We start from the raw sequence: 22193 nt of genomic DNA, 5'->3' as shown, positions 1-22193 counted from the left end.
CCTCTTCATGCGCCGCATGGCGGCGGGATCATTTGGAGGCGCGGGACATTTCTCTTCCGCGCCGTTCCGGAAGAGATTAGGGCCGTGCGAATGACGTTTCAACGGTATGAAAAAGAATATTTTTGCAAATACAGCATGATTACAAGAAGAATTGTCTATATCAAGAGTCTCATGTCGCTCGTGGGGAGAAATTTATCCTATATGGATCCAAAAGCAGTCGCGCCGCGCCATCCGGGCGTTTTTCGCCGTTCAGGCGGCGGCCAACCCATGTTAGGACGGGGGAGGAGGAAAAGCGCCAATATGAATCCGTCAGGCAAAACGCTTGTCACCGGCGCGACCGGCTTCGTCGGCGCGGCGGTCGCCCGCGCCCTGATCGCGCGCGGCGAGCGCGTCGTGCTGCTGGCGCGCCAGACTTCGGCGCGCGGCAATATCGAGGGGCTGGACGCCGAGGTGGTTGTTGGCGACCTGCGCGACGCCGCGTCGCTGCGTCCCGCCCTGCGCGGGGTGGAGCGGCTCTATCATGTCGCGGCGGATTATCGCATGTGGGCGCCGGACCCCAATGAGATCGTCGAGGCCAATCGCATCGGGACCGGCAATATCATGGCGGAGGCCCTGCGCGCCGGGGTGAGCCGCATCGTCTATTGCTCCTCGGTGGCGACGCTCAAGCTCAAGGACGACGGCCGTCCGGTGGACGAGACTTCGCCCGCCAAGCCGCACCAGGCGATCGGGGCTTACAAGAAAAGCAAGACCATCGCCGAGCGGCTGGTCGAGCAGATGGTCGCGGAACAGGGCCTGCCGGCGGTCATCGTCAACCCCTCCACACCCATCGGCCCGCGTGACATCAAGCCGACCCCGACCGGGCGGATCATTGTCGAGGCCGCCAGCGGCCGCATGCCCGGCTATGTCGACACCGGGCTCAATCTCGTCCATGTTGACGACGTCGCCGCCGGCCATATCGCCGCCATGGAGCGCGGCCGCATCGGCGAGCGCTATATTCTCGGCGGACAGGACGCGCCGCTCGGAACGATGCTTGCCGAGATCGCGGCGCTGGTCGGGCGCAGGCCGCCCAAGCTGAAAATGCCGCGCAGGCCGCTGTTCCCGCTGGCCTATGGCGCCGAGGCCGTGGCCCGCATCACCCGCAAGGAGCCTTTCATTACCGCCGATGCTTTGCGCATGGCGAAATATCGCATGTATTTCTCCTCCGCCAAGGCCGAGCGCGAATTGGGTTTTTCCGCGCGGCCTTACGCGCAGGCGCTCGCCGACGCCGTGGAATGGTTCCGCGAAAAAGGCATGATCGCGTGAACTGGCTCGGCCTTCTGGTCCTCGCGATCTGGCCGGTTCTCGTATGCGCGCGCGGAAATTTCTGGCGCTGCCGCGACCGCGACGATCTGGATGATCCGCCGGCGCCGGCGCAATGGCCGAGTGTCGTGGCGGTAGTTCCGGCGCGCGACGAGGCGGCCTTGATCGGCGAAAGCCTCGGTTCGCTGCTGGCGCAGGATTATCCGGGCGAGTTTCACATCATTCTGGCCGACGACCAGAGCGGCGACGGCACAGCGGACAAGGCCCGCGCCGCCGCCGCCGCATCGCCCCATCTCGAACGCCTCGCCATTCTTCCCGGCGCGCCTTTGCCCGCCGGTTGGGCCGGAAAGGTCTGGGCCATGGCCCAGGGCGAAGCTTTGGCGCGGAAGAATTTCGCGCCCCGCTATATTCTTTTCACCGACGCCGACATCCTGCATGCGCCAGAAAATCTGCGCGCCGTGGTGGCGCGGGCGGAGGCCGGCTCTTATGCGCTCGTCTCGCTGATGGCGACCTGGCGTTGCGAGAGCGCGGCCGAGAAATGGCTGATCCCCGCCTTCACTTATTTTTTCCAGATGCTTTATCCCTTCCGCTGGGTCTCCGATCCGCGCAGGAAAATCGCCGCCGCGGCGGGCAATCTCATGCTGGCGCGCGCCGATCTGCTGGAAAAGGCGGGCGGCGTCGCCTCGATTTCCGACGCCCTGATCGACGATTGCGCCTTCGGCGCGCGCATGAAAAGCGTGGGGCCGATCTGGCTCGGCCTGTCGAACCGCCTGCACTCGCTGCGCTCCTATCCGAGTTTCGCCGACATTCGTCGCATGGTGTCGCGTTCGGCCTATGCGCAACTGCGCTTTTCGCCGCTTTGGCTCGCGCTGACGAGCCTCGGCCTCGTCCTGACCTTTTTCGTCCCCGTTGTGCTCGCCTTTTTCGCGGACGGTGTTGCCGGATTGTGCGGCATTGCGGCCTTCGTGCTGATGAGCGTGAGTTTCGGGCCGATCCAGCGTTTTTATGGGCTCAAGCGCTGGCGGGCCATGACTTTGCCGCTTATCGCCGCGCCCTATTTGCTCTATACGCTCGATTCCGCCCTGCAATTTTTCCGCGGGCGCGGCGGGATGTGGAAGGGCAGGGCGCAAGCCCACCTCGTGCGGCGCGCGCGCGGAAAAGAACTCGTGCGGCGCGCGCGCGGAAAAGAAATCGAGACGGAGACGCCATGAGCGCCGCTGCGAGACAAGTCGAGCCCGCGCCGGTCACGGCGGAAAGCCTGCGCTCGGGCAAGGGCGGAAACGACGAGAATTTTCCCGTCGCCTCCCTGCTGATCGCCTCGCCTTTGCGCCCGGTCATCTTCGCCTTTTACGATTTCGTCCGCGCCGGCGACGATGTCGCCGATCATCCGGACCTCGCGCCGGCGCAAAAACGCGCGCTGCTCGACCAACTCGACCAGAGTCTGACCGGCGCGAGCGACGCCGAACCGCTCGGCGTGAAACTGCGCGCCAAACTCGCGGAATGCGGCCTGACCGACCGTCACGCCCGCGACCTGCTCGACGCCTTCCGCCGCGACGTGGACCAGAACCGCTATGCGACCTGGGACGAGCTGATCGATTATTGCCGGCTGTCGGCCATGCCGGTCGGGCGTTTCCTGCTCGACGTCCATGGCGAGAGCCGCGACCTGTGGCCGGCCTCCGACGCGATCTGCGCTGCGCTCCAAATCAACAACCATCTGCAGGACTGCGGCAAGGATTTTCGCGCGCTGGACCGCGTCTATGTCCCGCAGGATGCGCTTGCGGCGGCAGGGGCGCGGGCCGAGGATCTCGGCGCAGGCAAGGCGACGCCCGCTTTGCGCGCCTGTCTGCGCGACCTTGCGCTGCGCAATCGCGGCCTGCTGGCCGAAGGAATGAGCTTGCCCCATGACATCAAGGATTTGCGTTTGGGCATGGAGATCGCAGTGATCGTGCGCCATGCGTTCACGATCGCCGATCTGCTGATCGCGCGCGATCCGCTCAGCGAAAATGTGAGGCTTTCCAAGAGCGGCATGCTCATCGGCGCGATCGCCGCGGCGATGGGCGAGGCTGTCTCCCGTCTGACCCGGAGGGCCGCGTGACCGCTGCGTTTGACGAAGCCGCCGAACTCGCCCGCCAGCGCGCCAGCAAGAGTTCGTTCTACCGCGCCATGGCCATTCTCCCGCGCGAAAAACGCGACGCCATGTTCGAGATTTATTCCTTCTGCCGCGCCGTGGACGACGTCGCCGACGAGGGCGGCGACAAGGCCACGAAAAAGGCCGCGCTCGACGCCTGGCGCCGCGCCATTGATGCGCTTTACGCCGGGAAGCCGCCGGGCCTTGCCGCCGGCCTCGCGGCGCCTTTGCGCCGGTTCGGCTTCGCCCGCGAAGATTTTGTCGCCGTGATCGACGGCATGGAGATGGATGTTGATTCCGACATTGTCGCGCCCGACGCCGCGACGCTCGACCTTTACTGCGACCGGGTGGCGAGCGCGGTCGGGCGGCTTTCGGTGCGCGTTTTCGGCTTGCCGGAGGCGGAAGGAATCGCGCTGGCGCGTCATCTCGGCCGCGCCCTACAGCTCACCAATATTTTGCGCGACATCGACGAGGACGCTGCAATAGGGCGGCTCTATCTGCCGCGCGAAAATCTTGCGGCCGCCGGAATTTCCGACCCGACGCCGGGAAAAGTGGCGGCGATGGACGATCTCGACGCCGTCTGCCGGCCTTTGCTGCAACAGGCCAAAGATCATTTCGAGGAGGCCGACGCGATCATGGCGCGCCGGCCTCGCGATGAAATTCGCGCGCCGAAAATCATGAGCCTCGCCTATGGCGCGATCTGGCGGCGGCTCGCCGCCCGGGGTTTCAGGAAGCCGCGCGAAAAAATCCCGACGCCGAAGATCGCCTTGATCGGCGCGATCCTGCGCTATGGTTTTTTCTGATGGCGCGCGTCCACATCGTCGGGGCGGGGCTGGCCGGCCTTTCGGCGGCGGTCGAGCTTTGCGGCGCCGCCGAGGTGTCGCTCTATGAGGCCGCGCCGCAGGCGGGCGGGCGCTGCCGGTCCTATTTCGACGCCGGCCTCAATATGACGATCGACAACGGCAATCATCTGCTGCTGTCGGGCAATCACGCCGCTTTGGCCTATGTGAAAAAAATCGGCGGCGCGGAAAAGCTGGCCGGGCCGGAAGAGGCCGCGTTCGATTTCTGCGATCTCGCGCGCAAGACGCGCTGGAAACTGCGGCCAAACGCCGGGAAATTGCCGTGGTGGATTCTCGCGCCCGACCGCCGTGTTCCCAATACGGCGGGCCTCGATTATCTCGCTTTGATCAAACTGCTTTTCGCCAGACCCGACCAGACCTTGCAGCCCTTTCTCGGGACCGGCGAGATCGCCCGCAATCTTTGGAATCCGTTGTTCGTCTCGGCGCTGAACACCGATCCTGCCGAGGCGTCCGCCGCGCTCGCCGGCGCCATCGTGCGCGAGACTTTTGCTAAAGGAGGCGACGCCTGCCGGCCGGTGGTGGCGGTGGAGGGGCTGTCCGCCGCCTTTGTCGATCCGGCGCTGGAGTTTTTGCGGGGCAAAGGCGCGGAGATTCGCTTCGGCGCCAGTTTGAAGGCCATCGACTTCGCGGAGGATCGCGCGGCGGCGCTCGATTTCGGCGACGAGAAAGTGACGATCGCGTCGCAGGACAAGGTTGTGCTTGCGGTCACCGCGCCGGTCGCGGCGGCGCTGCTGCCCGGTCTCAAGGCGCCGACGGAATTCCGCGCCATCGTCAACGCCCATTTCGCTCATCCCGCGCCCCAGAACCTGCCGCTGCTGACAGGAGTGATCGGCGCCGCGAGTGAATGGCTGTTCGGCTTTTCCGATCGTCTCTCGGTGACGATCAGCGCGGCGGAGCGTTTTCTTGGCGTCCCGCGCGAGGAACTGGCCGAAAGAATCTGGGCCGAGGTCCAGGCGGTCGCGGGTTTTTCGGCGCCCCTGCCGGCGTGGCAGGTCATCAAGGAAAAACGTGCGACCTTCGCCGCGACCCCCGCCCAGGACGCGCTTCGACCGGGCGCCGGAACCGCGTGGCGCAATCTCTTCCTCGCCGGCGACTGGACCCAGACCGGCCTGCCCGCAACCATCGAAGGCGCGGTGCGGTCGGGCGTGCGGGCGGCGGGGTTTTGCGCAGGGCGCTGACCATAAAGGGGCTGGCTCGTCACGGCGGGAAAGCCAAGGCGCAGGGCCGACGCGCGGGGACTTTCTTCCCAATCGGGATTTGAAGCCCTGTCCATCAACAGCGTGGCGCGGCGATTGAGGGGCAGAATTGACCGCGTTCGGGCCAAGGACACGCCTCCAGAAATTGTGATCGCTTTGGCGCTGGCGGGAGCGCGGCGAGCGACTAGATAAGATGAGGTTCTGCGCCGACGGGGGCGCCAGGCCGTAGGGCGCCCGCCGGCTGCTTCAGTCTCGGGAGGATTTGCCAATGTGGATCAGGAACCCCGCCGAATGGGGCGCGGTGCAAATCGCCGCCTCAGGCCACGCTTTGCGCTCGATCGGGCGGGCAATGTTTCGTCCCGATGTCGACAAGTCGCTCGCGCCGCAGGTGCGGCGGATTTCCTTCGCCGATCTCAGGAACGCGCTCGGCCAGGGTTTCGACGATTTCCTCTTCTTCCGCGACGATGTGATCTTCATCTGCCTGATTTACCCCGCTGTCGGTCTTGCCTTGACCTGGGCCATATCCCATTCGCACGCGTTGCCGCTGCTGTTTCCGGTCTTTGCCGGCTTCGCCCTGATCGGTCCCTTTGCCGCGGTCTGGCTCTATGAAATGAGCCGCCGGCGTGAACGCGGCGAGAAGGCGAACTGGATCGACGGTTTTAAGGCCTTCGCCTCGCAGTCCGCCGCCGAAATTTTCAAGCTCGGGCTGCTGCTCATCGCCATCTATGGGCTGTGGATCCTCGCGGCGTGGAAAATCTATGTTTTGACGATCGGACCGGAAATGCCGGCGTCGCTTACGTCATTGACCAGTAACGTTTTCACGACCCATGCCGGTTGGACGATGATCGCCGTCGGCTGTGGCGTCGGTTTCATTTTCGCCCTTGTCGTCTTTGCGATCAGCGTCGTGTCCTTTCCCCTGCTTCTCGATCGCAAGGTCACGATCTTCACAGCGATCGCCACGTCCATCCGCGCCTGCGAGGCCAATCCGGGGCCGATGCTGGCCTGGGGCCTGATCATCGCCACGGGGCTCGCCCTGGGCATGCTTTCGGCTTTGACCGCGCTCATCGTCGTGCTGCCGGTCCTCGGCCACGCGACCTGGCGTCTTTACCGCAAGGTTGTCGTTTAGCGTCGGTTTCGGCGGGATTTGCGGAAATCCTGCCGGTGGTTCAAATCCGACGTTTGGCGCCCGATCGCCCGTTGCTCCGATGGACGGTGGTCGACTCGAATGAGACGGCCGCCTTACGGCCCCGTCCGTCTCGTCACGACCGTTCCGCAAAGCTCGTTCACCGAAATCCTATGCACGATCGCCGAGCTGCTGTCGCCATTGGGCGCATCTGTGGCGTGACGTGGTCGCGTGTCGCACACGGCCGCCGGTCCGATGACAGGCCGGCCACCGTCCACCTGGTCCGAAAGTCCAGCGACCAGCGTCGTCCCGGCCGAAATGCGAGAGCCTCCAGCAAAAGTCGGCTGGATAAATCCCATATCGACGAATTCTGATAGTTTGGCAATATTGGCTGTAGATAAGTTTGATAAAAAGTATGTTAAATTTTTATCACTATAAATTTACTAATTATTCTAGCGCGTTGTGTTACAGTACATGAGACGTTGTGTTATAAATAATGACAGATGTCGGCACGTTAAACAACAATGTTGCATTTAAGTGTCTATATTTGATATAGGTAACTGAAATGAGGGAGGTTCCAATGACGAACGCGAATGCTCCTGCTTCGATGAAATTACCGGAGGGATTCCACATTAATGAAGTCAAGTCGCTGGCAAACGAGCGGCTGAGGTCGCTACTGAATTTTGCGCCATCGCTTGGCGTTCTGTCCAATTTCCAAGGCGCTTTTGCGGGCAAGGGATTCAATCTGATATTCCGACCCCAAAGCGCCGCCACGCCCACGCCGCTGCCCAATCCCGCGAACGGCCCCAACGACAACATCCTCGAACTCAATGTCACAACTGAAAACCTGGCGTTTTCGGCGAGTCTTGGCAGCATTCCCAATCGCGGGATGGTCCAGGGCGATATTTTTCTAAACGGCGTTCCCTATGTTCAAACCGTCAATGATGTGACGAATGGCGCGCCCGTCGCGATCCATTTCGAACCGGGAATTTGGCTTGCCGTGCCGGCAACCACAAACCCGGCCGAGGCGGTCACATTCGTGCGCATGGCCTCGGTTCCGCATGGAACGACAATCAACCTGCAAGGGTCCGCTTCCGCGGTCATTGCCGGTCCACCGACGATTCCGTCGGTGGACCCGACGCCGTTCTTCGACGCGACGCGGGCGCCGTTCCGCTTCCCGAGCCAGACCGCGACCGACAAGAATACTTTTCGCATACCCCAGGATCTTACCAGCCATATTGCCAGCGGCTCGATTACGCAGGCAATCCTCGATGATCCCAATACCGTGCTCCGCAACGCCATCGCGGGACAGACGATCGTCAGCACGGTGATCCTCGAAGTCGCCAGCGCGCCGGAGACGCCCGCGGGGCAGCTCGCGATCCCGGCAGTTGGCGGCGGGAACGCGGACATCGCCTTTCTCACCGTCAACGCCAATGTTCCTAATCAGCAGGCTGGTCCCGCAAATAAAATTTTTGCGGGCGCAAAGGCGACCTTCTGGATCGAAACAGTCGAGCACGAAATTCTCGTGCCTATATTTCACCCCGGACAGCTCCCGCTCACGCTTCCAGGCGCCCCGCACCCAACGTTGGGCATTCCGGGCCCCCGTTTCGTGATCCATCCGCCGTTCCCGATTCCCCGCCCGATCCCGATCAAAGTTCATTCGACGCAAATCCAATATTCGCAGGTCGTCCTCCTGAACTTCAACGGCCTGACGTGGCCTCATGTTTCGGTGGCGACGCTGGCGCCTTCCACGCCGATCGCGCCACCGCCTTCGGTCTGGGATGCTGTGCGCAGGGCGCCGTAAACGGCGCAGTCAGGCCGGGATCGTGATCCGAAACGGTCACGCCGGGAGGGAGCCAATCAAATGACGCGGGCTTGTCGAAGCTAACGCGGTTCGTCGCTCCGGAACCGACGCGAAAATAGGGCAAAACGACCTCGCCGGCCAATTGGGTGCGTTCGGAGAGATGGCCCTTCCCGGCGCTATGGCCGGCGAACCGGACCATCCCGTTCTCGAACCGTTGCGCGAGATGCGGGGTGGACCTTGCGCGCATCGAATCCAGGCGCGACGCAAAAAATGGACGACCTGCCTTCCGAAATTGATTTCGTGCTCACCGTCGAAAAACCTTTAGGCGAGCAAATCATCGGTCTTCGGCGCGCGGTGAGGGACGATCGCTCCTCGGGGGCCTGAATTTGCGGCCTGCTTCAGTCGCATGGATGGGCGGCTTGGAGCGAAGCGGCGATCGAGCAACCGGGCAAAATTCGTCGTCTCGTCAGGGACGATGGAATGGAAGTCGATTTCGAAATCTGCTACGCCTGTGATCATGGCCGGCGGAAACGAAAATCTCGAACGCCTTCGCGAATGGTATCGCGCCGTGTGGCGCGATACCATTCGCGGCGATTTGCGGGCGATCGAGCCGCATCGATGAACGGCCGCCTTCCTTCCAGATCTCGCGAATTTGCGGCGGCCGCGCTTGCGAAGCCGCGCATCGCGATCGTCGTGGGCATGACGTCCGAGGCGCGCATCGCCGACGCCGGGCCGGATCTGACCATCATCGGCGGCGGTTCGGCGGCGCGGGTCGAGGCCGGCCTCGCGCAGGCCCATCGCCGGGCCGCCGACCAGGGCCGTCCGTTACAGGGCGTGCTGAGCTTCGGGGTCGCTGGCGCGCTCGCGCCCCATTTGCGGCCGGGCGACCTGCTCGCGCCGGTGGTCGTGATGGCGGAGGCGGGCGTCTTTCCCTGTCATGCCGGTTGGGCCGGCCATCTGGCGCGCGTCCTGCCCGGGGCGCGGACCGGCGCTCTGCTCGGCGCCGACGCGGCCATCGTCACGCCGGAACGCAAGCGCCGCCTGCATCAGGAGCGCGGCGCTCACGCCGTGGATATGGAATCGCATGGCGCCGCGCGTTTTGCGGCGGAAAACGACCTGCCCTTCGCGGTTCTGCGCGCGGTCGCCGACCCGCAGGAACGCGCCATTCCCCCCGCCGCCCTGGCCGGTTTCCGGCCGGACGGCGCGGCCGACGGCTGGGCGGTGCTGGCTGCGCTCGCCCGCAGTCCCGGCCAGACCGCCGCGCTGATCCGCACGGCCTTCGACGCGCGGGCGGCGATCGCCGCCTTACTCGGCAGCCGCCGTCTGCTTGGGGGCTTTTTCGGTTTCGACCAGGTCGTTTAGCTGACGCTCGACCTGATCCGCATAACCGAATTTCGCGGGACGCTGCTTGTCGAGCGGAATGTCCGGAGCGAGCGGGCCTTCGGTGTTCACGCCGAACAGAGCGACTTTCAGCGCGGCGAAGGGATTTTTCACGGCATGGGCCACGGCGCTCGGCTCGAAGCCGGAATGGACCATGCAATCGGCGCATTTCTCGTAATTTCCGACCCCATAGGCGTCCCAGTCGGTCTCCTCCATCAGCTCCTTGAACGTCGAGGCGTAGCCTTCGTTGAGCAGATAGCATGGGCGCTGCCAACCGAAGACCGTGCGCAGGGGATTCCCCCAGGGCGTGCAATGATAGGTCTGGTTGCCGGCGAGGAAGTCGAGGTAGAGCGACGACTGGAAAAAGGCCCATTTGCGGCCATTGTTCCCGCGCCGGAAGATGGCGCGGAACAGTTCCTTGGTCTTGGTCCGGTTGAGGAAATGGTCCTGGTCCGGCGCGCGTTCATAGGCGTAGCCAGGCGAAATCGTGGCGCTGTCCACGCCCATTTCCTTGAGCCTGTCGAGGAAGCCGGCCACGCGTTCGGGATCGGCGTCGTTGAACAGGGTGCAGTTGACGGTGACCTTGAAGCCTTTTTCGCGCGCGGCTTTGATTGCGGCCACGGCGCGGTCGTAGACGCCCGCCTGGCAGACGGATTTGTCGTGCATCTCGCGATCGCCGTCGAGATGAACCGAGAAATTGAAGGCGCGATGGGGCTCGAACTCGCCCATTTTCTTTTCGAGCAGCAGCGCGTTGGTGCAAAGCGTGACATATTTCTTGCGGTCGAGCGCTCCGCGCACGATCCGGCCGATGTCCTTATGCAATAGGGGCTCGCCACCGGCGATCACCACGACCGGGGCGCCGCATTCGTCGATCGCCGACATGCAGTCTTCATAGGGCAGCCGCTGGTTCAGGATCTTGTCGGGATAGTCGATCTTGCCGCAGCCGGCGCAGGCGAGATTGCAGCGAAACAAAGGCTCCAGCATCAGGACGAGGGGATAGCGCTTGCGCCCAATCAAGTGCTGCTTGAGGATATAGGCGCCGATTCGCGCGCCTTCGATCACCGGGATACCCATGGTCGCTCCTGTTGCGCTGCGTCAAACTCTCACTGCAAAAGCGACCATTAGGCCGAACTTGCCCGGGGCCGCAAGCAAAAACCGCCTCAACCCAAAAGCTTAGGGAAAATTGTGCGACCCCGGTTTCTTTTCCTTACAAAATAACGCAATTTCGCGGCGCCGGGAGAGAGAAATTGAAATTTCGCCGGCGCGGGAGCGACATGGCTGACGCTGAAGAAACTTTCCATCCGGAAGCCGAGGTGATCGGCATTGTCGCCAGGACCGTTGCGTTCAGCGCAGCGCACAAATTCACGGTTCTGGCGCTGGCGCTGCTGGTGACGGCGCTCGCCGGCTGGTTCGCGGCGGATCATTTCGCCATCAGCACCGACCTCAACAAGCTGATCAATCCGCATTTGCCGTGGCGCCAGCGCGAGATCGCGCTCGGAGACGCCTTTCCCCAGCGTGCCAACGCGCTGCTCGTGGTGCTCGACGCGCGGTCGCCGGAACTCGCGACCGACGGGGCGCTGAAGCTGGAGGCGGCGCTGAAAGCCGAGCCCAGATATTTCGCCGACGTCTCCAGCATGGAAACCAGCGAATTCTTTCGCCGCAACGGCTTGCTCTATCTGCCGGCGAAGGAGGTTCAGGCCAAGACCGACCAGTTGATCGACGCCCAGCCCTTTTTGGGCGCGCTGGCGCGCGACCCCTCGCTGCGCGGCTTCGCCGGAGCGCTTGGCCTGATGGCGCGCGGCGGGGCTGAGTCCGCCGGGCTCGCCAAGCCGCTCGAAAGCATCACTGGCGCGATCGACGACGCCGTCAGGGGAAAGGCGAGCGACTTCTCGTGGTCGGCGCTGTTCTCCGGCGCGCCGCCAACCGTTCGCGACAAGCGCCGCTTCATTATGGTCAAGCCGGTGCTCGATTTTTCGGCGCTGGAGCCGGGCGCCGAAGCCTCCGACGCCCTGCGCGCCGTCGCGCGCAGGATCGGCCTGACGCCCGAGTCGGGTTATCGCGTGCGCCTGACCGGCGACGTCGCCATGCAGGACGAGGAGTTCGGCACGCTCGCCGAGGGCGCCGTGCTCAGCAACAGCCTGACCGTCATCGCCGTTCTTTTCATTCTTTGGCGCGCCTTGCGCTGGCGAAGGCTGATCCTCGCCGTCATGCTCAACATGTTCATGGGTCTGGCGATCACCGCCGCCGTCGGCCTCGCGATGGTCGGGTCGCTCAATCCGATTTCGGTGGCCTTCGCTGTGCTGTTCGTCGGCATCGGCGTCGATTTCGGCATCCAGTTCTGCGTGCGCTATCGCGAGGAGCGCTATCGCGACAACGATCTGCGCCGCGCCCTGAATTCCGCCGGCGCCAAGGCGAGCCTGCCGCTGGCCTTGGCCGCGGCGGCCACCGCGGCGGGCTTCTATTCCTTCATCCCGACCGATTATCGCGGCGTGTCGGAACTGGGCCTGGTGGCCGGCACCGGCATGATCATCGCCTTCTTGACTTCGATCACCGCGCTGCCGGCGCTGCTGGCCCTGCTGCGGCCGCGCGCGGAAACGAAGACGGTCGGCTATTCCTTCCTCGCCCCGCTCGACGAATTCCAGATGCGCCATCGCCGCGGGATCATCGCCTTCGCGCTTGGCCTCGCGGTGCTCGGCGCGCCGCTGCTCCTGAAAGTGCGCTTCGACTATAATCCCCTGCATCTGCGCAGCGTGAAGACGGAATCGGTCTCGACCCTGCTCGACGTCATGCAGGACCCACACATGACGCCGAACATCATCGAGATCCTTAAGCCATCCCTCAAGGCGGCGAATGCGCTCGCGGTCAAATTGCGGGCGCTGCCGACGGTCGAGAGCGTCACCACCCTGTCGGATTTCGTGCCGGAGGACCAGAAGGCCAAGCTCGCCATGATCGCCGACGCCCGCAGCCTGCTTGGTCCGAGCCTCGATCCCGTCAATCCGCCTCCGCCGCCGACCGACGCCGAAGACGCCCGCGCCTTGTCCGACGCCGGCGCGGCATTGCAAAAGGCGGCGGAGGGCAAGCCCGCGCTCGCGTCGCTGGCGCGGGCCGGCGCGGCGCTCGAACGGCTTGGGCAGGGGCCGGAAAGCGCGCGCGCGCGGGCCCGTGCGCTGCTGATCCAGCCGATGAAAAGTCTGCTCGACGACGTGCGCCTGTCGCTGCAGGCCGGGCCGGTGACGCTCGCCGACCTGCCGACGGAACTGCGCCGCGACTGGATCGCGGCCGACGGCCGCGCCCGGATGGAGGTCGCCCCGCGCGGCGACAAGAACGATTACGAACGGATGCGGCCCTTCGTGAACGCGGTGCTGAAAATCGCGCCCGACGCCTCGGGCGCGCCTGTGGGGATTCTCGCCTCCGGCGACACCGTGCTGCGCGCCTTCGCCGAGGCCGGGGCTCTCGCCTTCGCCTCGATCGCTCTGCTGCTCTATATCGCCTTGCGGCGGATCGGCGACGTCGCCCTGACCCTGGCGCCCCTGCTGCTCGCCGGGGTCTATACGATGGAGATCTGCGCGCTGATCGGGCTGAAGCTGAATTTCGCCAATATCATCGCGCTGCCGCTGCTTCTCGGCCTCGGCGTCGCCTTCAAGATCTATTACGTGATCGCGTGGCGCGCGGGCTCGGCCAAATTGCTGCGCACCGGCCTCACCCGTGCGATCTTCTTCAGCGCCATGACCACGGCCACCGCCTTCGGCAGTCTGTGGCTGTCCAATCATCCCGGCACGTCGAGCATGGGCAAGCTGCTCGCCCTGTCGCTGGCGACCACGCTTTGCGCGGCGATTCTGTTCCAGCCGGCTCTGATGGGTCCGCCCCGCGTCAGCAAGGAGAACGAGCCGTGACCGCGCCCGCACGGATCGGAGTCCTGACCATTTCCGACCGCGCCAGCGCCGGAGTCTATGAGGATATTTCCGGCCCCGCCATCGCGGAATGGCTCGGCAAGGCGCTTTCCGTGCCGTTCGAACTCGACATGCGGGTCATTCCCGACGGTTTCGAGCGGGTGCGCGACGAATTGATCGACATGGCCGACCGGGCGGGCTGCTGCCTGGTGCTCACCACCGGCGGCACCGGGCCGGCTCCGCGCGACCTGACGCCTGAGGCGACGCTTGCGGCCGCCGACCGCGAACTGCCTGGCTTCGGCGAGTTGATGCGCCTGAAAAGCCTCGAACAGACGCCGACCGCCATTCTCTCGCGCCAGACGGCGGCTCATCGCGGCGCCTGCCTTTATGTCAATCTGCCCGGCAGCCCGCGCTCCATCGATCTTTGCCTGCGGGCTGTCTTCCCGGCCGTTCCCTATTGTGTCGAATTGATCGGCGGCGCCTGGCTCGACACCCATCCGGAATTTGTCAAAACGGTCCGGCCGATTAAAAAATAGGCTGAAATCGCTGCCTTTTTGTCCTGCGATTTTTTTGACGGACGGCTATCATATTCCGCACCGGCCGTTAAATTCACGCTTGACCACGCCTAAGGGAGCGCGCCGGGGCCAGGGATGGGTTCATCAGGGGGGATAATGCTGGGACCGACGCCGGGGAGGGCCTCGAACGCCAAGGCGAGGCGCCTGGTGGAGATGACCGCGGCCTATCGGCCGCTCGACGGCGTTCCGGATGAATTCATCGGCGCGGATGGACGCCCGCGCGGTCATTGGCTGGAATTTTTCGACAAACTGGCCGGGCTCGGCAGCGACGACATCGCACGCCGTTTCGAGACCATCGAGCGCAACATCCGCGAACAGGGCGTCTCCTACCGCGCCTATGGCGAGACAGTGGACCGCGCCTGGCCGCTCAGCCACATGCCGCTCCTGATTTCGGAACAGGAGTGGGCGGTGATCGAGGCGGGCGTCACCCAGCGCGCCGAGGTTTTCGAGGGGCTGCTCGCCGACCTTTACGGTGGGGGCGAACTGATCTCCGAGGGTTATCTGCCCGCCGCGGCGGTCACCGGGAGCGCCGATTTCCTCCATCCCATGATCGGCGTCAAGCCGCGCTGCGGTCGCTATCTGAGCATCTACGCCGCCGATCTCGGGCGGGGGCCTGACGGGCAATGGTGGGTGTTGAACGACCGCGCCCAGGCCCCTTCGGGCCTTGGCTATGCGCTGGAGAACCGCCTCAACCTGTCGCGCGCCTTCCAGTCCATCTATCGCGAAATGAACGTGCGACGGCTCGCGCCCTTCTTCCAGGATTTCCGCGCCGGCCTGGCCAATCTCGCCAACCGTTCCGAGCCGCGCATCTGTTTGCACACGCCCGGCCCCTATAGCGAGACCTATTACGAGCAGGCCTATCTCGCCCGTTATCTCGGCTTCGTGCTCGTCGAGGGCGCTGACCTCGTCGCGCGCGACGGTCTCGTCCATGTCCGCACCATCGCCGGCCTTAAGCGCGCCGACGTGATCTGGCGGCGCATCGATTCGGATTTCGCCGATCCGCTGGAGCTGAAAAGCGGCTCGCAGCTCGGCGTGCCGGGCCTGATCGATACGATCCGCCAGGGCAATGTCGCGGTGGCCAACGCCATCGGCGCCGGCGTGGCGGAGACGCCGGCTCTGCTCGGCTTCATGGCCAATATCGCCGGCCGGATGCTCGGCGAGAAGCTGATCCTGCCGACCATCGCGACCTGGTGGTGCGGGCAGGAGGCGGAACGCGAATATGTGCTCGCCCGGCTGCAGGACATGGCGATCGCGCCGGCCTTCAGCGGCTCGGCCTCCGCGCGCAGGCTCCTCGGCCGTTCGGTGGTCGCCGGCGAGGTTTCGGATAAGCAGCGCGCCGCGCTCGCCACGGCGATCCGCGAACGTGGCGCCGATTTCGTCGGCCAGGAGGTCGTTCGCCTTTCGACGACGCCGGTCTGGGTGGACAACAAGCTGGAGCCGCGCCCTTTCGTGCTGCGCGTCTATGCCGCCGTGGGGCCGGATGGCAAGTTCCAGGTCATGCCCGGGGGCTTCTGCCGCATTTCCGACCGCATGGATTCGCGCGCCGTGGCCATGGGGCAGGGGGTGCAGACCGCCGACGTCTGGATCGCCGCCAGCCGCCCGGTCGAGCAGACGACGCTGCTTCCGCGCAGCGACGCGGTTTCGATCCGCCGCATCATGGGCAATCTGCCGAGCCGCGCCGCCGACAATCTGTTCTGGCTGGGCCGCTATATCGAGCGCGCCGAGGCGACGCTTCGCCTTATCCGCTGCCTGGCGCGCCGCGCCATCGAAAACGAGGATATGTATCAGGAAGGCGCCGCGACCACCCAGCGCCTGCGCAAGGTGCTCGGCGACTGGGGCGCGGTCCCGGCCAAGACCACGACCGCGTTGACGCCGCAGATGTTTCTCAACGCCGCAATGTTCAACGTCGATGAATTCGGCTCGGCGGTGTCGCTCGCCCGCGCCTCGCAACGCACCGCCGCGGCGATCCGGGAGCGCCTGTCGCCCGACACCTGGCGCATCATCGTCGATTTGAGCCAGAAGCTGGAGGACGGCCGCGTTCCGCTCGACGAGCCGGAAATCCTGGAGCTGACCGACAGCGCGCTGCAGGCGGTCGCCAGCATTTCCGGCCTCGCGCAGGAGAACATGAACCGGGTCGCCGGCTGGCGCTTCCTTGAAATAGGCCGGCGCCTCGAGCGCGGCGTCAACACCTGCCGCCTGGCGCGGACCTTTGGCATGGAGCAGGCCCGCGCCGCCGATTTCGACGTGCTGCTCGACCTGATCGATTCGCAGATCACCTATCGCTCGCGCTATATCGTCGGCGTCGCGCCCTATCCGGTGCGCGACATGGTGCTGCTCGATCCCTACAATCCGCGCTCGGTCGCCTTCCAGATCGAAAGGCTCGCCGAGCACATCGCGACCTTGCCGGTGCTGAAGTTCGACGGCATGCTGGAGGCGCCGAACCGTATCGCGATCGAGGTCCACGCCGATTTGAAAACCAAGGTCGCGTCCTGCATCACCGCCGAATTCGTGTTGTCGGTCGAGCGCCGCCTGATGGGCCTCGCCGACGCCGTCGCCACGCGCTATTTCCTGCAGGGCGCCAACGCCGCGCGCGCGGAGAAACAGGTGGGGCTCGCGTGATTTACGACATTCGGCACATCACGACCTACAGCTATGACGCGCCGGTCGCCTATTCGCTGTGCGCGCTGCGGTTGCGGCCGACCAGCCGCGCCGGCCAAAGAGTCATCGACGTGCATGTCGACATCGATCCGCCGGCCGCCAAGCGCATTGAGCGCGAATGTTTTTTCGGCAACAAATTCGAGATCGTCAATATCGAAGCCGAGCACCGCGAGCTATTGGTCACCGCGCGCGCGCGCATCGTCGTCTCGCGCCCGGTGGCGCCGGCGGCGACGCCCAATTGGGAGGAGGTGCGCCAGCACGCCTTCAGCGTCAACGATCTCGGGCCGCAGTCGCCCGCCCATTTCATCTATGCGAGCCGGGTGGTGACGCTCGACGAACCGGTCGTCGCCTATGCGCGCAGGAGCTTTCCGGAGGGACAGCCGATTCTCGACGGCGCGACCGATCTGATGGAGCGCATCTGGAACGATTTCGACTATGATTCCAAGGCGACCTTGGTTTCGACGCCGCTTGGCGAAGCTTTCGAGAAGAAGCGCGGCGTCTGCCAGGATTTCGCCCATATCATGATCGCGGGCTTGCGGGGGATCGGATTGCCGGCGCGCTATGTCAGCGGCTATCTGCGCACCGTGCCGCCGCCGGGCCAGGAGCGGCTGGAGGGCGCCGACGCCACCCATGCCTGGGTCGCGGTGTGGTGCGGGCCGCTCGACGGCTGGGTCGGGCTCGACCCGACCAACAAGATTCTGGTCGGCGACGACCATATCATCCTCGCCGAAGGCCGCGATTATGCGGACATTTCGCCGATCAACGGCGTCATCCTGTCCTCGGGCGGACAGGACGTCGGAGTCGCCGTGGATGTCATCCCCGTCAAGTCCGAGGACACGCCGCCGACTTTTTCTTGAGTTTTCGGTGGAGCCCGGAGACGGCGTCTTTGACGAAATGCTCCTTTCCCGTGATATGACGATCTCTGTTGCAGCAGGCGGGAGAGGGAGCCGCCGCTGTGTTCGTCACGAAGGATCGTTCATGCGTCAGGCCCAGCAAAGAATCTCCATTGCGACCAGCGGGCGCGGGCTGCTCGAATTTACTGGCGAGGCGCGCGCCTTTTTGCGCGCCAGCGGGATGTCGATGGGCCAGATGACGATTTTCTGCCGGCACTCTTCGGCGTCGCTGCTGATTCAGGAAAACGCCGATCCTTCCGTGGCCGCCGACCTGCTCTCCTTTTTCGATCGGGTCGCGCCGGAGGGGCGGGGCCTCTATCGCCATGAGAACGAGGGGCCGGACGACATGCCGGCACATATCCGCACGGCTCTGACGCCATCGAGCCTGACTATTCCCTTCGCCTCCGGCGATCTGGTCCTGGGGACGTGGCAGGGGATCTTTCTGTTCGAACATCGTCGCGACCCGCGTCGTCGCGAGGTGGTCTTGCATGTGATCGGAGAATGACGACGTCCTCCGCATTTGTTTCGGTTTTTTGAGGATATATGCTGGCGTCCTTCCCCGATCTCCAGTCCATCGCCGCGGGCGGCAAGCGCGGCCTTTCGCGCGCCCTGGCTTTGATCGAAACCCATGAGGGCACGGCGGAGCTGGCCGAACTGCTTGACGCTGCTTTGGCGCAGACCCGCGCGCATACGGCGGGCCTCACCGGGCCGCCGGGCGTCGGCAAATCGACCCTGACCAATGCGCTGATATGCGACTGGCGCGGGCGCGGCGAGACATTGGGGGTGATCGCCGTCGATCCTTCCTCGCGGCGCACCGGCGGGGCGTTGCTCGGCGACCGCGCGCGCATGGCGACCGATCCCGAGGATCAGGGCGTTTTCGTCCGTTCCATGGCGGCGCGCGACCGGCTGGGCGGCCTGTCCGATCAGACCATCGCCGCCGCCGCTTTGATGCGCGCTCTGTTCGATCGCGTGTTGATTGAAAGCGTCGGTATCGGCCAGTCGGAAGCCGATATTTCCTTCGCCGTGGATTCGGTGATCCTGTGCGTTCAGCCGGGTTCGGGCGACAGTTTGCAATTCATGAAGGCTGGCGTAATGGAATTGCCTGATATTGTCGTCGTCACCAAGGCCGACATGGGCGACGCCGCCAAACGCGCGAAAAGCGAGGTCGAGGGGGCGCTGACGCTGTTCGAGCGCGACGACGATTGGCGCGTGCCGGTGATCCTGGCCTCGGCCGCGAGCGGCGCCGGCATGGCGGAATTGCACAAGGCATTGGCCGATCATCGCGCCTGGGCCGAGCGCGGCGGCGCGTTGAAGGCGCGCCGCGCGGCGCAGGAAAAGGCCTGGGTGGAGCAATCGATCCGCGCCCGTTTCGGCAGCGAGGGTTTTTCGCGCGCGAGCTCCATCCCTTTTTCCGCGCCAGGCCCGTTCACGCGCGAACTGGAAATCGCGCGTGAACTGACACGGCTGCTGCAGAAGGGTTAGCCGGCGCCGGCCGCCGAAATCAGCCGGTAATGGCGGGCAAGCGCCGTAAGGCCGCGGCGCAGGGTGAAGAGGGCGACCGCGCCCGCCATTTTGGCGTCCTTATAGGCGCCGATCTCGCGGCCGACATCGACGATCTCGCGGTCTTCGAGCACGATCGCCGCCAAAGGATCGCGAAAATCCTCGGGAATCGCCTCGCGCGCGGCGCGGAATTTCTGCAGGTTTTCGATCTGGCTCTCGCAACGCCACATCCCGTTGGGGGAAAAAGCCGCCTTGACCTCCTGCGAGGGATCGAGCGAGCGCAAGGGATCGAGGCCGGCGCGGAAAAAGCTTTCGCGATATTTCTCGCCGGCCTGGGCGAGGACGAAGTTGCGCGCCTTGTCGGCGCGGTCGAGCTGGTTGCGGTCGCGCAGCCGCGCCAGCGGCCCGTCATCGAGCCGCATCCGGACCGAATCCACCGTTTCCGTTTCAAATTTGTCACCGCGCGAAACCTCGACCATTTCGGAAAAGGTTTCGATGCGCGCGGCGCCGCCCGCCTGTATCAGGCGCTCGACGCTCGGGCCTTCCGGGGCGCGATCGCCGGCGCGCTGAAATTTTTTCAGAGCGCGCCGCGCGCTTTCGCGCGACGGCGTTTCGAGGCAGCCAAGTTTGGGCAGGGAAATCTTGTTCTTGTGCGTCTTGCTCATCTTGCGCTCGGAATTTTGAGGGGGATTCAGGCGGCGGGAAAGTTGCTGATGGTCAGCGCCAGTTCAGCGCCGGCGCCGTAAGTTGCGCTGAATTTTTCCGGCGGCAGGCCGCGGCGGACGATGCGGCAGCGGGCGAGGAGTTCGACCAGCGGACGTTCCAGCGCGCCGAACTGGCGGGTGCGGGCGTTGCGCGGCGCGATGACGTCCAGCGCGTAAATCGCGCCGATCCGGCCCGGCTTCTGGGCGTTCAGCCGGCGCGCGGCCTGGTCGAGCCATTCCTCGTAAGATTCGGAGCGCACGAGGCCCTTTGGGGTGGGAACGTAAAGGACCGATGCTGGCGGCGGGACGGGGACGCGCACCGTGATTTTCTGCGCGGCGGGGCGGGGTTCGGCGCTGAGGCCGAAGGACCCGGTCTTCGGCGCCGCCGCGCGGGCTTTGACGGTCTCGACCCGCAGGGGCCTCGCGCCGGCGCGGGGCACGATGATGGTGGTGGAGGAAAAGGGCGAAAAGACGCGGAAAGGTGCGGGGAAAGTCATGGTCGCCTTGGGGTGGTGGGAAGGAAAAACTTGACTGCGCAGCGAAATAGAACATAAAGGGAACATTGCTAAACTGTCAATGGGCAAAATCCCCCTGGCTCGATCAAGGTAAATATGGGAGAATTCCCATCATGGATGAAGTGATCCGCAATCGCGTCAAAGCCGAGATGGAGCGGCAGGGCCTCGATATGAAAGGCCTGTCGAAACTTGCCGGTCTGGGCGAAACCTATGTTCGCGACGCGCTCAAGCGCGGGCGCGGCGGCTCGCTGCCGGCGCTCAACAAACTTGCCGCGGCCCTTGGCCGGTCGCTGGACTGGCTTTTGACCGGCGCGGAGACGGCGGGCGGCGAATTCGCCCCGGAAAAACCGCCACGCCGTCGACTCGACACCAGCGTGGACCGAAAGATCGTCGACGGCGCGACCGAGGCGGGGACGACAATCCTCGAAGTCGACGTGCGCGCGGGGGCGGGCGGCGGCGGCGTGCCGGTCGAGGCCTTCGTCCATGACGAACAGGGCAATGTTTACGCGGCCGAGGGGATCGCGGCGGAATGGAGCCTGCCGCCGTCCGTCGTGCAGGGCGTGCTCCATGCTTCGGCGCGCCATATCAGGGTTTTCGAGGTCATTGGCGATTCGATGGAGCCGCGCCTGTTCGAGGGCGACCGGGTGTTCATCGATCTGCGTTACACCACGCCGAGCCCCGAGGGCATTTTTGCGCTGTGGGACGGTTTCGGCCTGGTGATCAAAAGGCTGCAGATCGTCATGGGGTCGGAGCCGACCCGGGTGCGGGTGATCTCGGCCAATTCGTCTTACGCGCCTTATGAGACTCCGCTGGATGAAATCCGGATCATCGGCCGTTTCGCCGGGCGCTTCACCGTCAACTGACGGAGCCCATCAAAGCCCATCGGGCTGATTGGGCACCAAAATGGGAAAAATCCCAGAATATTGCAAAAATCCCATCAAAGCCCATTGACCGGTCGACCGACTTTTGCTAGAAATATCCATGTTGACGATGTGCGCCCGGCGCTCCCGAAGCGGAGCCGCCGGGTTTTTGTTTCGGACTCGATTTGATGGCGCGTCCGCCGAACCGTCGTCAAATCGAAATTCTTCAGTTTCGCGGCGTTTCCACGAAAACCCGGCGTCCACTTTTCGCACGCCGCTTCAGCAGACGAATTGGAAGAGATATGGCGTCCGATCCGCGCGAGGATTTGCAGGAAAATGGCAAGGGCCGGGGCGGGTCGAAGGCGAACGGGAGCAACCCGGCGCCGTCCTGCGTCGATCGCGACCTCGCGATCCTGAACATGCGCCTGCATGGGCTGACCTTTCATGAAATCGCCCGCCAATTGCCGGAAGCAGGGTTCCGCCCGGTCAGCGTCAGCCGCGTTCATGCGATCGTCGCGAAGAGCCTGCGTTCGTGCCGCGAACAGCCGGCGCGCGAATTGCGCCAGCTTGAACTGCTGCGGCTCGATCAGTTGCAGGCGGCCCATTACAAGGCGGCGATGGGCGGCGACGCCGCCGCCGCTTCGCGTGTGTTGTCGATCATGGACCGGCGCGCGAAGCTGCTCGGCCTCGACGCCGGGCCGGAGGCCGTGGTTTCGCTGGAGGAGGCGCGCGTTACGCTGTTGAAGAAGCTCGACGCTCTCGCGCGCGGGCTGGCGGACGGCGACGCCAAGGCCAAGAAATGATCGCC

19 protein-coding genes are annotated in these 22193 nt (G+C 64.7%); 16 read left to right on the top strand and 3 right to left on the bottom strand.

Going from position 1 to position 22193, the window contains the following annotated elements; translation table 11 throughout:
• Nucleotides 1–300 precede the first annotated feature (300 nt).
• The 8 genes from hpnA to K2U94_RS15510 all read left to right on the top strand — a co-directional run bounded on the left by hpnA (nt 301) and on the right by K2U94_RS15510 (nt 9772).
• Nucleotides 301–1302: a hopanoid-associated sugar epimerase gene (hpnA, locus tag K2U94_RS15545; RefSeq protein WP_243068073.1), complete on the top strand. Its 1002-nt coding sequence runs from the start codon at nt 301–303 to the stop codon at nt 1300–1302.
• On the top strand, nt 1299–2510 hold the full coding sequence (locus tag K2U94_RS15540; protein WP_243068072.1) for a glycosyltransferase: 1212 nt from the start codon (nt 1299–1301) through the stop codon (nt 2508–2510). Before hpnA ends, K2U94_RS15540 begins: the two co-directional genes overlap by 4 nt.
• Entirely contained in the window at nt 2507–3394 is an 888-nt protein-coding gene (gene hpnC, locus K2U94_RS15535; protein WP_243068071.1) for a squalene synthase HpnC, read from the top strand. The genes K2U94_RS15540 and hpnC overlap by 4 nt, the downstream gene beginning before the upstream one ends.
• Nucleotides 3391–4230, top strand: coding sequence for a presqualene diphosphate synthase HpnD (hpnD, locus tag K2U94_RS15530; protein WP_336606169.1), 840 nt, complete (start codon nt 3391–3393; stop codon nt 4228–4230). The genes hpnC and hpnD overlap by 4 nt, the downstream gene beginning before the upstream one ends.
• The gene (hpnE, locus tag K2U94_RS15525; RefSeq protein WP_243068894.1) at nt 4227–5465 is read left to right on the top strand and encodes a hydroxysqualene dehydroxylase HpnE; all 1239 of its coding nucleotides are present in this window, start codon (nt 4227–4229) and stop codon (nt 5463–5465) included. Before hpnD ends, hpnE begins: the two co-directional genes overlap by 4 nt.
• A 286-nt stretch (nt 5466–5751) precedes the next feature.
• Nucleotides 5752–6609 carry a DUF2189 domain-containing protein gene (locus K2U94_RS15520; protein ID WP_243068070.1) on the top strand — a complete coding sequence of 286 codons (858 nt, stop codon included), beginning with the start codon at nt 5752–5754 and terminating at the stop codon, nt 6607–6609.
• 577 nt (nt 6610–7186) lie between these two features.
• Nucleotides 7187–8410: a heme-binding protein gene (locus K2U94_RS15515; RefSeq protein WP_243068069.1), complete on the top strand. Its 1224-nt coding sequence runs from the start codon at nt 7187–7189 to the stop codon at nt 8408–8410.
• A 618-nt stretch (nt 8411–9028) separates the two neighbouring features.
• Nucleotides 9029–9772 carry a phosphorylase family protein gene (locus K2U94_RS15510; protein ID WP_243068068.1) on the top strand — a complete coding sequence of 248 codons (744 nt, stop codon included), beginning with the start codon at nt 9029–9031 and terminating at the stop codon, nt 9770–9772.
• On the opposite strand, the gene hpnH is transcribed toward K2U94_RS15510, so the two are convergent.
• Nucleotides 9716–10864 carry an adenosyl-hopene transferase HpnH gene (hpnH, locus tag K2U94_RS15505; RefSeq protein ID WP_243068067.1) on the bottom strand — a complete coding sequence of 383 codons (1149 nt, stop codon included), beginning with the start codon at nt 10862–10864 and terminating at the stop codon, nt 9716–9718. The two genes, K2U94_RS15510 and hpnH, sit on opposite strands and share 57 nt — an antisense overlap.
• A 200-nt stretch (nt 10865–11064) precedes the next feature.
• Here hpnH and hpnN point away from each other — a divergent pair, with 200 nt between their 5' ends.
• The 6 genes from hpnN (at nt 11065) to meaB (ending at nt 19288) form a co-directional block, all read left to right on the top strand.
• A complete protein-coding gene (hpnN, locus tag K2U94_RS15500) occupies nt 11065–13683 on the top strand; it encodes a hopanoid transporter HpnN (protein WP_243068066.1) in 2619 nt (872 codons plus the stop codon).
• Nucleotides 13680–14216, top strand: coding sequence for a molybdopterin adenylyltransferase (mog, locus tag K2U94_RS15495; protein WP_243068065.1), 537 nt, complete (start codon nt 13680–13682; stop codon nt 14214–14216). The genes hpnN and mog overlap by 4 nt, the downstream gene beginning before the upstream one ends.
• 135 nt (nt 14217–14351) lie before the next feature.
• Nucleotides 14352–16874 carry a circularly permuted type 2 ATP-grasp protein gene (locus K2U94_RS15490; protein ID WP_243068064.1) on the top strand — a complete coding sequence of 841 codons (2523 nt, stop codon included), beginning with the start codon at nt 14352–14354 and terminating at the stop codon, nt 16872–16874.
• On the top strand, nt 16871–17770 hold the full coding sequence (locus K2U94_RS15485) for a transglutaminase family protein (RefSeq protein WP_243068063.1): 900 nt from the start codon (nt 16871–16873) through the stop codon (nt 17768–17770). The genes K2U94_RS15490 and K2U94_RS15485 overlap by 4 nt, the downstream gene beginning before the upstream one ends.
• Nucleotides 17771–17891: 121 nt before the next feature.
• Complete coding sequence (locus tag K2U94_RS15480; protein ID WP_243068062.1) at nt 17892–18311, top strand: secondary thiamine-phosphate synthase enzyme YjbQ; 420 nt, start codon at nt 17892–17894, stop codon at nt 18309–18311.
• Between the two features lie 38 nt (nt 18312–18349).
• A complete protein-coding gene (meaB, locus tag K2U94_RS15475) occupies nt 18350–19288 on the top strand; it encodes a methylmalonyl Co-A mutase-associated GTPase MeaB (protein WP_243068061.1) in 939 nt (312 codons plus the stop codon).
• Here the strand turns inward: meaB and K2U94_RS15470 are convergent.
• The gene (locus K2U94_RS15470) at nt 19285–19971 is read right to left on the bottom strand and encodes a hypothetical protein (protein ID WP_243068060.1); all 687 of its coding nucleotides are present in this window, start codon (nt 19969–19971) and stop codon (nt 19285–19287) included. The two genes, meaB and K2U94_RS15470, sit on opposite strands and share 4 nt — an antisense overlap.
• A 26-nt stretch (nt 19972–19997) precedes the next feature.
• On the bottom strand, nt 19998–20507 hold the full coding sequence (locus K2U94_RS15465) for a hypothetical protein (protein WP_243068059.1): 510 nt from the start codon (nt 20505–20507) through the stop codon (nt 19998–20000).
• Between the two features lie 131 nt (nt 20508–20638).
• Here K2U94_RS15465 and K2U94_RS15460 point away from each other — a divergent pair, with 131 nt between their 5' ends.
• Nucleotides 20639–21388 (top strand): XRE family transcriptional regulator, encoded by a 750-nt coding sequence (locus tag K2U94_RS15460; protein ID WP_243068058.1) that lies wholly within the window; start codon nt 20639–20641, stop codon nt 21386–21388.
• Between the two features lie 299 nt (nt 21389–21687).
• Entirely contained in the window at nt 21688–22188 is a 501-nt protein-coding gene (locus tag K2U94_RS15455; RefSeq protein ID WP_243068057.1) for a hypothetical protein, read from the top strand.
• Nucleotides 22189–22193 lie beyond the last annotated feature (5 nt).

This window comes from Candidatus Rhodoblastus alkanivorans (genome assembly GCF_022760755.1).
GTDB lineage: Bacteria > Pseudomonadota > Alphaproteobacteria > Rhizobiales > Beijerinckiaceae > Rhodoblastus > Rhodoblastus alkanivorans.
The sequence above is the reverse complement of the archived record's forward strand: the minus strand, read 5'-3'. Positions and strand labels throughout refer to the sequence as shown.

Excerpts from the sequence above, each read along its gene's own strand:
- K2U94_RS15480 (WP_243068062.1), top strand. The coding sequence starts at position 17,892 with ATGCGTCAGGCCCAGCAAAGAATCTCCATTGCGACCAGCGGGCGCGGG.
- K2U94_RS15460 (WP_243068058.1), top strand. The coding sequence starts at position 20,639 with ATGGATGAAGTGATCCGCAATCGCGTCAAAGCCGAGATGGAGCGGCAG.
- meaB (WP_243068061.1), top strand. The coding sequence starts at position 18,350 with ATGCTGGCGTCCTTCCCCGATCTCCAGTCCATCGCCGCGGGCGGCAAG.
- K2U94_RS15455 (WP_243068057.1), top strand. The coding sequence starts at position 21,688 with ATGGCGTCCGATCCGCGCGAGGATTTGCAGGAAAATGGCAAGGGCCGG.
- hpnA (WP_243068073.1), top strand. The coding sequence starts at position 301 with ATGAATCCGTCAGGCAAAACGCTTGTCACCGGCGCGACCGGCTTCGTC.
- K2U94_RS15520 (WP_243068070.1), top strand. The coding sequence starts at position 5,752 with ATGTGGATCAGGAACCCCGCCGAATGGGGCGCGGTGCAAATCGCCGCC.
- K2U94_RS15490 (WP_243068064.1), top strand. The coding sequence starts at position 14,352 with ATGCTGGGACCGACGCCGGGGAGGGCCTCGAACGCCAAGGCGAGGCGC.
- K2U94_RS15470 (WP_243068060.1), bottom strand. The coding sequence starts at position 19,971 with ATGAGCAAGACGCACAAGAACAAGATTTCCCTGCCCAAACTTGGCTGC.
- hpnC (WP_243068071.1), top strand. The coding sequence starts at position 2,507 with ATGAGCGCCGCTGCGAGACAAGTCGAGCCCGCGCCGGTCACGGCGGAA.
- hpnN (WP_243068066.1), top strand. The coding sequence starts at position 11,065 with ATGGCTGACGCTGAAGAAACTTTCCATCCGGAAGCCGAGGTGATCGGC.
- K2U94_RS15510 (WP_243068068.1), top strand. The coding sequence starts at position 9,029 with ATGAACGGCCGCCTTCCTTCCAGATCTCGCGAATTTGCGGCGGCCGCG.
- K2U94_RS15465 (WP_243068059.1), bottom strand. The coding sequence starts at position 20,507 with ATGACTTTCCCCGCACCTTTCCGCGTCTTTTCGCCCTTTTCCTCCACC.
- hpnH (WP_243068067.1), bottom strand. The coding sequence starts at position 10,864 with ATGGGTATCCCGGTGATCGAAGGCGCGCGAATCGGCGCCTATATCCTC.
- K2U94_RS15515 (WP_243068069.1), top strand. The coding sequence starts at position 7,187 with ATGACGAACGCGAATGCTCCTGCTTCGATGAAATTACCGGAGGGATTC.